Origin of the sequence: Streptomyces sp. NBC_00224 (assembly GCF_041435195.1) — a bacterium.
In the GTDB taxonomy this organism is placed as follows: Bacteria; Actinomycetota; Actinomycetes; order Streptomycetales; family Streptomycetaceae; genus Streptomyces.
In genome coordinates this window covers 1830342-1842236 of record NZ_CP108106.1, presented here as the reverse complement: position 1 = coordinate 1842236, position 11895 = coordinate 1830342, and the positions used below count along the sequence as shown (strand labels likewise).

Annotated in this window: 12 protein-coding genes and 1 pseudogene; 3 read left to right on the top strand and 10 right to left on the bottom strand. The window is 72.6% G+C overall.

Annotated features, from left to right (window positions below):
• Positions 1–9 precede the first annotated feature (9 nt).
• Both OG965_RS08205 and OG965_RS08200 read right to left on the bottom strand, forming a co-directional pair.
• Entirely contained in the window at positions 10–1098 is a 1089-nt protein-coding gene (locus tag OG965_RS08205) for a WD40/YVTN/BNR-like repeat-containing protein (RefSeq protein ID WP_371650686.1), read from the bottom strand.
• A gap of 208 nt (positions 1099–1306) precedes the next feature.
• The gene (locus tag OG965_RS08200) at positions 1307–2410 is read right to left on the bottom strand and encodes an NADH:flavin oxidoreductase/NADH oxidase (protein ID WP_371650684.1); all 1104 of its coding nucleotides are present in this window, start codon (positions 2408–2410) and stop codon (positions 1307–1309) included.
• 104 nt (positions 2411–2514) lie between these two features.
• Between OG965_RS08200 and OG965_RS08195 the strand changes: the two genes are divergently transcribed.
• Positions 2515–2862 (top strand): ArsR/SmtB family transcription factor, encoded by a 348-nt coding sequence (locus tag OG965_RS08195; protein ID WP_371650682.1) that lies wholly within the window; start codon positions 2515–2517, stop codon positions 2860–2862.
• Positions 2863–2922: 60 nt separating this feature from the next.
• On the opposite strand, the gene OG965_RS08190 is transcribed toward OG965_RS08195, so the two are convergent.
• The 7 genes and pseudogenes from OG965_RS08190 to OG965_RS08160 form a co-directional block, all read right to left on the bottom strand.
• Positions 2923–4290 (bottom strand): FAD-dependent oxidoreductase, encoded by a 1368-nt coding sequence (locus OG965_RS08190; protein WP_371650680.1) that lies wholly within the window; start codon positions 4288–4290, stop codon positions 2923–2925.
• Between the two features lie 69 nt (positions 4291–4359).
• The gene (locus OG965_RS08185) at positions 4360–4977 is read right to left on the bottom strand and encodes a TetR/AcrR family transcriptional regulator (RefSeq protein ID WP_190091281.1); all 618 of its coding nucleotides are present in this window, start codon (positions 4975–4977) and stop codon (positions 4360–4362) included.
• A gap of 164 nt (positions 4978–5141) precedes the next feature.
• Positions 5142–5831: pseudogene (locus OG965_RS08180) on the bottom strand (HAD family hydrolase); the annotation flags it as partial.
• 33 nt (positions 5832–5864) lie between these two features.
• Complete coding sequence (locus OG965_RS08175) at positions 5865–6557, bottom strand: phosphatase PAP2 family protein (protein ID WP_371650678.1); 693 nt, start codon at positions 6555–6557, stop codon at positions 5865–5867.
• A 51-nt stretch (positions 6558–6608) separates the two neighbouring features.
• A complete protein-coding gene (locus OG965_RS08170; RefSeq protein ID WP_371650676.1) occupies positions 6609–7544 on the bottom strand; it encodes a M56 family metallopeptidase in 936 nt (311 codons plus the stop codon).
• A 149-nt stretch (positions 7545–7693) separates the two neighbouring features.
• Entirely contained in the window at positions 7694–8266 is a 573-nt protein-coding gene (locus tag OG965_RS08165) for a DUF5134 domain-containing protein (RefSeq protein WP_371650674.1), read from the bottom strand.
• Between the two features lie 143 nt (positions 8267–8409).
• On the bottom strand, positions 8410–8796 hold the full coding sequence (locus OG965_RS08160; RefSeq protein ID WP_371650671.1) for a VOC family protein: 387 nt from the start codon (positions 8794–8796) through the stop codon (positions 8410–8412).
• Between the two features lie 75 nt (positions 8797–8871).
• Between OG965_RS08160 and OG965_RS08155 the strand changes: the two genes are divergently transcribed.
• Positions 8872–9414: a GNAT family N-acetyltransferase gene (locus OG965_RS08155; protein WP_371650669.1), complete on the top strand. Its 543-nt coding sequence runs from the start codon at positions 8872–8874 to the stop codon at positions 9412–9414.
• 16 nt (positions 9415–9430) lie between these two features.
• Here OG965_RS08155 and OG965_RS08150 read toward each other — a convergent pair whose 3' ends face one another.
• A complete protein-coding gene (locus OG965_RS08150) occupies positions 9431–10114 on the bottom strand; it encodes a glycerophosphodiester phosphodiesterase (RefSeq protein WP_371650667.1) in 684 nt (227 codons plus the stop codon).
• Between the two features lie 372 nt (positions 10115–10486).
• On the opposite strand from OG965_RS08150, the gene OG965_RS08145 reads away from it, so the two are divergent.
• Positions 10487–11884 (top strand): DUF6421 family protein, encoded by a 1398-nt coding sequence (locus OG965_RS08145; RefSeq protein WP_371650665.1) that lies wholly within the window; start codon positions 10487–10489, stop codon positions 11882–11884.
• Positions 11885–11895 lie beyond the last annotated feature (11 nt).

The window sequence follows — 11895 nt, the reverse complement described above, 5'->3', positions numbered from 1 at the left end:
GCCGTCACTCTACTGGCGGATCACCGCCGCCCGTACGCAGAGGACGTCGGGCAGGTGCGAGGCGAGCAGGCGCCAGGTGTCCCCGTCGTCCGCGCTCGCGTACACCTCGCCGTTGCGGTTTCCGAAGTACACCCCGGCCGGGTCGGCGTCGTCGGTGCACAGGGCGTCGCGCAGCACCGTGCCGTAGTGCGCCTCCGAAGGCAGTCCGGCCGACAGCGGCTCCCAGGTGCGGCCGCCGTCCTCGGTCCGGAAGACCCGGCACCTGTTCTCGGCCGGGACCCGGTCCGAGTCGGCCGTGATCGGGAAGACGTAGGCGGTGTCCGGGCGGCGGGGGTGGGTCGCGGCGGCGAATCCGAACGTGGACGGCAGGCCCTCGCCGATGTCCTGCCACCGCTCGCCGCCGTCGTCGCTGCGGTAGACGCCCCAGTGGTTCTGCAGGAACAGCCGGTCCGGGTCGGCCGCGTCCTGTGCGATCTTGTGCACGCACTGGCCGAACTCGGGGTGCTGGTCGGGCAGGAAGACCGCCGACACGCCCTTGTTGGCGGGCGCCCAGCTCTCGCCGCCGTCCCGGGTGCGGAAGACCCCGGCCGTGGACACGGCGACGGTCACCGCCCGGGCGTCCCGGGGGTCGGTGACGATGGTGTGCAGACCCTCACCGCCGCCTCCCGGAACCCACTGCGAGCGCGTCGGGTGCTCCCACAGCGGGCGGACCAGGGCGAAGCTCTCGCCGCCGTCCTCGGAGCGGAAGAGCGCGGCCGGTTCCGTCCCCGCGTAGACCACATCGGGCGCCTCCGGGCCCGCCGGATGCAGCTGCCACACCCGCTCCAGCGACCTGCCGGTGAACTCGGGGAACTTCACGGCTGGTTGGGGTGGCTCCACCCAGGTCTCGCCCAGGTCGTCCGAGCGGAAGACGGAGGGGCCCCAGTGCGCGCTGTCCCCGCCGACGAGCAGCCGGGGAACCGCGCGCCGGGTGTCGATCGCGATCGAGTAGACCGCCTGGGCATTGAAGTGCGGCCCGCCGAACAGCCAGTCGCCGCCGTGCCTGCGGCCGATGAACAGTCCCTTGCGCGTCCCCACAGTGAGCAGTACGTCGGTCATCCCGACCCCTCCAAAACGCCGTTGTCCCGGATAGTGGCCAGTCTGCACCCGACCACTGACAGCGGCCCCCGCAGACGGCGTCCACGCAGGTCGGAGGGCGTGGGCGGGCCTCGCGGGGCCCTCCGGGACACCGGGGTCCGGCCGCCGGGCCGCATTTCACCCGTACGAGATCCGTACGGGTGGAGCGACCAGGCGGCCGGAGCCGGGCTCAGATCGCCCAGCCGTACTGGTCCGGCACCCGCACCTCGCCGCCCAGCTCGCCGGCCGCCCGACGGGCCCAGGACGGGTCGCGCAGCAGCTCCCGGCCGAGCAGGATCGCGTCCGCCTCGCCGTTGGCCAGGATCTTCTCGGCCTGGGCGGGCTCGGTGATCAGACCGACGGCGGCGACGGGCAGCGGGGTCTCCTTCTTGACCCGGGCCGCGAAGGGAGCCTGGTAGCCGGGCCCCGTCGGAATGCGGATGCCCGAGACGTTGCCGCCGCTCGACACGTCGAGGAGGTCCACGCCGTGCTCCTTGAGCAGTCCGGCGAGGCGGACGGTGTCGTCGGCGGTCCAGCCGCCCTCGTCCAGCCAGTCGGTGGCCGAGATCCGGAAGAACAGCGGCAGCTCCTCGGGCCACACCGCCCGTACGGCGTCGGTGACTTCGAGCGCGAACCGGGTGCGGTTCTCGAACGAGCCGCCGTACGCGTCGGTGCGCTTGTTGGAGTGCGGGGACAGGAACTCGCCGATCAGATAGCCGTGGGCGCCGTGGATCTCGACGACCTTGAACCCGGCGTCCCGCGCGCGCCGGGCCGCGTCGGCGAATTGCCCGACGATCTCCTTGATCTGATCGACCGTCAGCTCGGTCGGTACGGTGTGCCGCTCGCTGAACGGCACCGGGCTCGGCCCCACCGGCTGCCAGCCCTCCTCGGTCCCCGGGGCGAGCGGCGCGCCGCCCTGCCAGGGGCGGTCGGTCGAGGCCTTGCGCCCGGCATGGGCTATCTGGATTCCGGGCACCGTGCCCCGCGCCTCCAGGAAGCGGGTGATCCGGCGGAACGCCTCGACCTGGGTGTCGTTCCAGATGCCGAGGTCGGCCGGGGAGATCCGGCCCTCGGGGGCCACCGCGGTGGCCTCGACGAGGATCAGGCCCGTGCCGCCAGCCGCGCGGGCCGCGTAGTGGGCGAAGTGCCAGTCGTTCGCCACGCCCGCGTTCGGGCCGAACACCTCGGCGCTGTACTGGCACATGGGCGCCATCCAGACCCGGTTCGGGATGGTCAGCGACCGCAGGGTGTAGGGCTCGAACAGGGCACTCGCAACAGACACGGCAGACTCCATTCAGGACGGCCGCGGCACCACCGGGCGGCGCCGGGCTCGCTTCGTACGATACGCATCGTAGTACGGGAGATGTCAAACTACGATGGGTCTCGTACAATGAGTGCGTGTCCACAGCAACGAGCAAGCGCGAACTCGACCATCCGGCGCGCGACGAGATCCGTCTGGAGGGGGTGCTGCACGCGCTCTCCGACCCGATCCGGCTGCGGGTGGTCCGCGATCTCGCGGCCGCCGACGGCGAGCTCTCCTGCTCGTACTTCGACCTGCCCGTCACCAAGTCCACGACCACGCACCACTTCCGGGTGCTGCGCGAGAGCGGCGTCATCCAGCAGACCTACCGGGGCACCGCCAAGATGAACGGGCTGCGCCGGGCCGACCTGGAGGAGCTCTTCCCGGGGCTGTTCGACCGGATCCTGGAGGCGGCGGCGCTCCAGGGGGCGCGGCTCGGCGGCTGAGCCGCGCTCAGAGCCTGTCACCGACCGCCGCTGCGCAGGCGGGGGTTCAAAGACAGGCTCTCAGCCCTCGCGCGTGCCCAGCGCCGCCGTCAGCAGCCCGTCCCAGTCGGCGATCTTCACCGGGCCCCGGCCCAGCGAGCGCCCGAGCTCCGCCTCCGCCCGCTCGATGTCCAGCCAGCCCCGCCACTGGACCGGCCGCAGCCCCGACTCCCGCATGGCGTCCACGGGTTCGCCCTCGACGGGCCGCCGCGAGAGGGCTTCGGTGTCCTCCAGGAGCGAGGTCACCGTCTCCTTGGCGCACGGGCGGTTGGTGCCGATGACACCCGTCGGGCCGCGCTTGATCCACCCCGCCACGTACTCGCCGGGCGACGGCACGCCGTCGCGCAGGACGCGTCCGGCCGCGTGCGGGACCGTCCCCGTCGCCGGGTCGAACGGCAGGCCCGCCAGCGGCACGCCCAGATAGCCGACCGCCCGCAGCACGAGCTGGGCCTCGATCTCCTCGTACGTGCCGGTGCCGCGCACGGCCCCGGCCCCGTCCGGGGCCGTGTGCTCGAACCGGACCCCGCCCACCCGCCCGTCCCGCTCCAGGATCTCCACCGGACGCAGGAAGAACCGCAGCCGCAGGGTGCGCTCCACCCCGCGCGGCTCGCGGTCCGCCGCCGCCCAGCCGCGCAGCACCTCGACGTTGCGGCGGACGGCGGAGGGCAGCGCGGACGGGTCCGAGCAGGCCGGATCCAGGGCCAGTTCGGCGGCGTCCACCCCCGCCTCGGCGCCCGGCAGCGAGCCCAGCTCGCGCAGCTCCTTCGTGGTGAACTTCGCCTGCGAGGGGCCGCGCCGGGCGACCATGTGCACCTCGCGCACCCGGCTCGCGGCCAGCGCGCCCAGCGCCGCGTGCGGCACGTCGGTGGGGCGCAGCTCGTCGGCCCCGCGCGACAGGATGCGGGCCACGTCGACCGCCACGTTGCCCGCGCCGATGACCACGGCCGAGCGGGCGGTGAGCCATTCGAGCGAGAAGCCGTTCGCTCCGGCGTCGGGGTGGGCGCTGTACCAGGAGACGAAGTCGGTGGCCGAGCAGCTGCCCGGCAGGTCCTCGCCGGGAATGCCGAGCCGGCGGTCGGCGGACGCGCCCACGCAGTACACCACCGCGTGGTAGAGCCGCAGCAGGCGTTCCGGCGACACGCCCCCGGGCCCGATCTCGACGTGCCCGAGGAAGTTGATCCGCTCGTCCTCCAGGACGGTCCGCAGGTTGTTCTGGAGCGACTTGATCTTCTCGTGGTCGGGCGCCACCCCGTAGCGCACCAGTCCGTACGGGCAGGGCAGCCGGTCCAGGACGTCGACCCGCAGCCCCGGTACCGCACTCTGGGTGACCAGGGACTGGGCGGTGTAGACCCCGCTCGGCCCGGAACCGACGACGGCGATGCGCAGCACGAAGGGTGCTCCCTTCCCGCAGGAGGATCCCACCAGGGACTCCAGCATCGCACCGGGGCGCGCGCGGCGTCAGGGGACGGCGAGGGGTTTCCCCTGCGGCGGCGGATTGCCCAGCTCCCAGTCGAGCCCGAACCGCTGGAACAGCTCGGCGCGCAGTCTGGGCACCTCCATGGGCGCGCCGGGCAGCAGCGCCGCGAAGACCGCGCCCATCAGGAGCGCGCGCAGCATCGGGTAGTCGGCGTCCACGTCCGTCGAGCCGTACCGCTCCATGGTGTCCCGCAGCAGCCAGGACAGGCGCTGCTGCTCGGGGCACTGCACGAACCCCTCGGCCTGGAGGATCCCGGCCATGTGGGCGCGCATCAGTACGGGGTGGACCTTGGTGAGGCCCAGTATGGCGTCGATGGCGCGGGCGAGCCGCTCCCGGCCGTCGTCGGTCCGCGGCTCCTGCTCCAGGCCCGCCTCCAGGGTCAGGTGCATGACCCGGTGGACGGCGGACTGGAGCAGCTGGCGCTTGCCGGGGAAGTAGTACGAGACCAGACCGCGCGCCGAACCGGCCCGGTCGGCGATGTCGCCGAGGGTGGTCGCCTCGTAGCCGCGCTCCGCCACCAGTTCGACTGTCGCCTGGAGCAGCCGTTCACGGGAACGTCGGCGCAACTCTTCATTGACCGATGCGCTGCGCGGGGACATGCTGTAACTCCTGCGTTGACTGGCTCTGAGCCAATATACTCAGGTCACCGTATGCGGGAACCCCTCCCGGGGGTTCTGGCCTGCGGATTTGCTGCCCTTTCTGGGTGACGCGGGGGATCACCCAGGAGGGGCGGCCCATAGGTGGCCTGCTCTTCGCCCCGGTCGACGACGTCCAGGACGGGGCTCAGCCCGGCCGGCCTCTCCTCGACCGGCAGATGGTCCACGAAGTGGACGGCGCAGCCCAGTGCCGCGGCCCCGCCGTCCGCCCGGCGGTCGTCGCCCACCATCAGCACCTCGCCCGGCTCCCGCCCGATCGCCTCGCAGGCCGCCCGGAACAGCCGCGCGTCCGGCTTCTGCACCCCGTGCTCGTACGACAGGACGTACGCGTCCACCAGGCCGTCCAGGCCGTGGGCGCGGAAGACCGGCCGCAGGTCCCAGCCGATGTTGCTCACCACGGCCACGCGCGCGTCCCGCTCGCGCAGCCCGGTCAGGACCGCCCGCGCGTCGGGATAGGGGCGCCAGGCGGCGGGTGTCATGTGCCGTTCGTAGAGCGCGGTGTACAACTGCGGATCTGGCAGTGTCACCCGTTTCGCGAGCCCGGTGTACGCGGCCCGGTGGAGCTCGGCGCTGCGGTCGCGGGTCGCCCACAGCTCCGCCAGCTGCGGCGGCACGTGCGAGGGGTCGGCGCCGCCGGGCAGCGCCCCCGCCTCGGTCAACTCCTCGACGTACCGGGCGAGTTGTTCCTCCGGGAGCGTGATGCCCCTCTCGTCGAGGACGGTGCGGAGCCAGTCCCGCGTGGACTCGACGCGGAACAGCGTCCCGGAGAAGTCGAACAGCACACCCTTGATCGCCATGGCCGCGATCCTTCCCCGCGCGCCCCGGTCGGTTCAAGCTCCGTCGGCCGGATGCGGCCGGTTCGCGCCCCATCTCCCGTACGCCGCCACCGACAGGGCCACCAGAGCCGCGCCGATCAGCCAGCCGCCGACCACGTCCGAGAGCCAGTGGACGCCGAGATAGACGCGGGTGAAGCCCACCCCGAGCACCGAGACGGCGCCGGCCGCGGCCACCGCCCGGCGCACCGCGGGGCGGGCGCCCCGGGCAGCCGTCAGCCACAGCAGGAGGCCGAATGTCACCGTCACGGTGAGCGCGTGGCCCGACGGGAAGGCCGCGTACGACGCGGAATCGACCGGATCCGGCCAACTGGGCCGCTCCCGCCCGAGCGCCGCCTTCAGGCTCTGCTGGACGAACGTGCCCAGCGCGCTCGTCGCGGCCGCCCACAGCGCGAGGGGCCGTCCGCCGCGTACGAAGAGGGCGACGACCACCACGGCCAGCAGGGCGCGCATCGTCCAGGTGTCCCAGACCCAGTCGGTGAGCACCCGGTTGACGTGGGTGAGCCCCGGCTCGGCCACGGCCCTCTTGTGGAGCCCGTCGGCGACCGCGCGGTCCTGGGTCATCAGTGGCCCCCACCCGGCCGCCACAAGGGCCAGCAGGAGGCCGGAGAGGGCCGCCAGGGTCGCACCCGCGCGGGCCGGACCGATGGCGAGGGCGGGGGTGCGCGTCGGCGGGGCTGCGATGGGCATGGGCTCGATCCTCGCTGAGGTGCCGACGGGTCGATCTCGTGAGCGCCTGGGCTAGCCCAGGGCGCGCAGACCCGGCACGAAAGCCACCAGGAGGGGTACGACCGGGACCAGGGCGGCCGCCGCCGTCAGCCGGAGCCGGTGGCCCGCGGTGAGCCGGGGCGAGGCGGCGAGGAGGCGCTTCACCCGCTGCGGGACCTCGCCGTGCGGGGCCGGGCAGGGGCCGAACAGGCCCCGGTCCTCGTTGAGTTCGACCAGGGCGAGCGCGATCGTCAGCCGCCCGTACCGCCGCGAGGCGACGTCGTCCGCGGCCAGCTCGACCAGCCGGTGCATCTCGTCCCGGAAGGCCGCGAACACCGGGATCTTCGGGAAGCCGTTGGCCAGCGCGGCCGAGCAGTTCAGCAGCCAGTGGTGGCGGGCGCGCGCGTGGCCCTGCTCATGGGCGAGCACGGCGTCGAGCTGACGGCCCTTCAGGCGCCGAAGTGCCGCGGTGGTGATGACCAGTTGGGGGCTGGGGCCCGGCAGCCACCAGGCGTCCGGGCGCTGGGCCTCCAGGACCACCAGCGGCGCCCCGCCGGGCTCCTCGCCGGGCAGCAGCGGCGCGCGCACCAGCAGTTCCGAACGCCGTGCCCGGCGCCCCGCCCGCGCATTGCGGATCTCCCGGGTGAGCATCGCGGCCGTCCAGGCGCCGCCGCAGAAGAGCAGGACCGCGAGCGCCGCCGACCACGGGCCGTACGGGCCCAGCGCGTACGCGTCGACCACCGCGCGCGGGGCGGTCGCGAACACCTGCCCCCGTACCGTCTGCCAGGCCGCCGCCGCGCTGAAGACCATCGCGAGCGCGAAGCACAGCAGGACCGCGGCCACCACGCACTGCCAGACCCACAGCGCCACCACCGGCTCGCGCTCGGCCCAGTGGGCGCGCGCGAACAGCCGCGGGGCCACCACGGCGGACACGACGCCGAGCGCCAGCAACGCGAGGGAGACCATCATGGCCTCAGCCTATGAGCGGGGCCGTCCCCATAGGTACGACCTTGCACACCAAGTGACGCACGCCACGTTTTGATCACGATCACCGGCGGGCGCCGCGGGGTGGACGTCAGGAGAACCGCGGACGGGCCCCGGGCGAACCCCGGCGCACGTCACAGGGCGAGCAGCATCGCCAGCATGGCGATCCCCATCGACAACCGGCACGCCAGCGTCAGTTCGGGCCGCGCGCCCCAGCCGGGCGCACCGCCGTCGCGGGCCGGTCCCGCGACGGGCAGCAGCCGTGCGCCCGTCGTGAGCACATAGCCCACGTAGTAGACGAGCAGCGCGCCGGTGACGAGCGGGATCCCGCTCGCGGGACCCGTGTGGCCCCCGTGTGCGGCGTGGCCGCCCGGGGTGCTCATCGCCAGCGCCATGTAGACCATGGCGAGCGAACCGATCACGTGGTGCAGATGGTGACTGTTGCCGTTCCCGTGTGTGCGGGCGAGCCAGCCCGCCCGCAGGGCCGCGGCCCCGAAGACCCCCGCGTACGCGGCGAAGATCCAGGACGGCGGGGACGCGAACGCAGCCGGGACGGCCATCGCGGCCATACCGAAGCCCATCACCGCCTCGCCCCCGGCCGAACTGCGCGCCCGTGCGCAGTCGCTGCGCAGCCGCAGTACGCAGTACGCGCCGGTGGCCGCGCACACCGCCACGAGCAGCCAGCCGGACAGCGCGGTTCCGTGCATGGCACACCTCCCCGCTCGACATGTCGCCCTGCCGAGAGGTCGATTCCCGTGCGGGCCGTGTCGCACGCGGGCGCAAGGACACACAAGGGGGCGCGCGGGGAGCTCGCGTATCGCCGGGATTGTCGCGGCGCGGGTGGCCGATGTCAGGGGCGGAAGCGCAGCGGATGGTCCGCGGGCACCTCGACCACCACGATCCGTACCCCGTCCGGGTCCTGGAGCCACATCTCGATCAGCCCCCACGGCTCGCGCACCGGAGGCCGCAGGATCTCCACCCCGAGCCCGGTCAGCTCCTCGTACGCCTGGGCCGCGTCCGCCACCTGGAGCCACAGCCGCAGACCGGGCGCGGGGGGCGCCTCGGCGCGGCCGGACACCTCCAGGAAGCCGCCGCCGAGGAAGTAGACCGTGCCGCGTTCCGGCCCCGTGCCGAACTCGCGGTAGACCGCGAGCCCCAACTGCCCGCCGTAGAAGGCTCGGGAGCGGTCGGGGTCGGTGGGGCGCAGGAGGGTTCTGCTGCTCAGCACATGCACCATGCCGAAGCAGCTTAGGGGCGGGGTTACGCTCGGGGTGCGCCCGCCACGTCATGATGCAGTTGGGAGAACGTTCGCATGGACACCACCCGCGCCGGAGAGCTGAGCTACCGGGACGCCACCGAGGCCGATGTCGAGGAGCTGGTGCCGCTCATCGAGTCGGCCTACCGCGGGGACTCCAGCCGGACCGGCTGGACCACCGAGGCGGACATCCTCCAGGGGCAGCGCACCGACCCGGAGGGGGTGCGCAAGGTGATCACCACGCCCGGCAGCCGGCTGCTCACGGTGGAGCGGGACGGCGCCGTCGTCGCCTGCTGCCAGCTCGAACAGCGCGGCCACGCCGCCTACTTCGGGATGTTCGCGGTCCGCCCCGGCCTCCAGGGCGGCGGCCTCGGCAAGGAGATCATCGCCGAGGCCGAGCGCTCCGCGCGCGAGGGCTGGGGCGTGACCGAGATGCACATGACGGTGATCTCGGTGCGGGACGAGCTGATCGCCTGGTACGAGCGGCGCGGCTACCGCCGTACGGGAAAGATGACGCCCTTCCCGTACGGCGACGAGCGCTTCGGCATCCCGCAGCGCCAGGACCTCGCCTTCGAGCTCCTGGTGAAGGAGCTGGTCTGACGGTTCCGCGGGCGTTTCAGGCGGTGAAGCGGCCGGTGCGGCGGATCTCCGGGTAGTCGGTCGTCGCGCCGTCCAGGCCCAGCGCGCGCACCAGCCGCAGATGGTCCTGGGTGTTCACCACCCACCCGATGACCTGTACGGACACGGCGTGCGCCCGTTCGACGTCGTCCAGTGTGAGGCGGCGGATGTCGAGCGAGAGGGCGTGTGCGCCCACCGCCGTGGCCCGCTCCGCGATGCCGCTGTCCCAGTGGCTCGCGACCAGGACCGTCCGTACCCCCGGCACCAGCGAGGACATCCGCGCGAGCGCCTCTTCGTGGAACGAGGAGACCGTGACCCGGCCGACGACATCGCGCGCGTGGATGACGCGCGCGAGCTCGTCGGCGGCCCTGATGTCCTTGATCTCGGCCTGGAGCGGTGAGCCGACCGCGTCCAGGACCTCCTCGAACAGCGGGATGCGCTCGCCCTGACCCGCGTCGAGCTCCCGCAGCTCGGCGACGGTCTTGTCGGCCACCGGGCCCTTTCCGTCCGTGGTGCGGTCCACCTCGGCGTCGTGCAGCACGACGAGCGCGCCGTCCTTGCTGAGGTGCAGATCCAGTTCGATGACGTCCATGCCCGAGCGTTCGGCGCGGACGAAGGAACGCAGGGTGTTCTCCGGCTCGACACCCATGACCCCGCGATGACCGATGGTGAGGAACGTCAAGACAGGCCTCGCTTCCGTCGACGGCGGTTTCCGCGCGGGCAGTCCCGTGCGCACGCGGCAGTGCCGCAGCCTAACGGCCGGGACGCGCGTTGGACCCCGGCTCGCGCGGGGCAGTGGAGGCGTCCGCCCGGTTGCCACGGGGCGTGCGGGGGCCTGACGGGTCACCCGGAGGTGGGCGAGTCCCCGGGCTGTTGACGCGGGGGAGCGCTACGTCTGCGCCGTGGCAGAACCGAGCGCCCCGGCGGAGCTCCGCAGGAAGAACGGCGGCCGGTGTGACGGAGCGCAGGATAATTTCCTGAGATCCCCCTTGAGCGGGAGAACCGAACACGGATACGGTGTCTTAACGCGAGGTTCTCCTGTGGAGGAAGTGACATGACGGAAATTCTTGTGCAGGACGTGGCCGCGGATGGCGCGATCGCCGACCGGCCCGTGGTCGAGCACCCTGCCTGGACCGTGCTCAAGAGTTCCGTCGAGGAGATCCGTCCCTGGCAGTCCAAGGACGGATCCATCGACTTCGACGCCGAGGGCGCACCGGCCCGTGCTGCCGTGGAGGCCGTGGTCGAGCGGATCGCGGCCGCGGTCGAGGACCTCTCGCCGCTGGTGCCGCACGACGCGGCGTACCACCGCGCGCTCGTCGCGGACCTGCGCAAGTGGGCCGACAGAGCCTTCGACGTGCCGGACTTCCTGGACTCGCTGCTCGCCTTCCACCCGGCCGCAGACCGCGCCGACGGGCTGCAGCGCCTGGTCCTCTTCCCCATGTACACGCAGAACGGCAACCCGGACCGCAACTTCGAAGCGGTCGTGCTGCGCATGGTGTGGCCCGACTGGCTGGCCGAGCTGGAGGCCACCCGCTACGACAACCCGCTCTTCTGCGGCATCGCCTTCGAGGACTTCACCGCCGGGTACGACACCCACTCGGCCGTCCTCTTCCCGGAGACCATCGCCGTGCGCGAGGCGCCCGAGCGGTTCACCTGGGGCGGCATCTTCTGCGACCGCGAGGCCGCCCGCTTCCGCCGCGTCACCGAGGCGGCCGTCGAGCTCCTCGGCGTCGAGTTGCCCGAGGACATCAAGGCGATGGTGGGCGACCAGGAGCGCTGCGAGAAGGCCTTCGTGCTCTGGGACATGGTCCACGACCGCACCCACAGCCACGGCGACCTGCCGTTCGACCCGTTCATGATCAAGCAGCGCCAGCCGTTCTGGATGTACGGCCTGGAGGAGCTGCGCTGCGACCTCACCGCCTTCAAGGAGGCCGTGAAGCTGGAGGCCGAGGGCAACGAGCACGGCCGCGACGTGCAGTACGCGGTGCTCTTCGACCGGATGTTCCGCTTCCCGGTCTCCGGCGACCGCAACCGCAACTACGACGGCCTCGGCGGCCAGCTGCTCTTCGCGTACCTGCACAAGCACGACGTGGTGCGCTGGACCGACAACAAGCTGCACATCGACTGGGAGCAGGCCCCCCGGGTCACCAACGAGCTCTGCGCCGAGATCGAGAAGCTCTACCGGGACGGCATCGACCGCCCGAAGCTGGTGCACTGGTTCGCCGCGTACGACCTGGTCTCCACCTACCTCGCGCCGCACCCGGGATCCCGCTGGGCCAAGGGTCCGGACGCTCTGGACCTCTCGCTGCCGCCGCGCAAACTCGTCGACGACGTGCTCGCGGACGAGTTTCCCCTGAGCATGTTCTATGAGGCGCTCGCCAAGAAGCTGAAGGACGTGATTGCCTCCACCAAGGGGATCACCGCGGCGAACGCCGAGCGAGCTGCCGCGTGAGCACTCGTGCG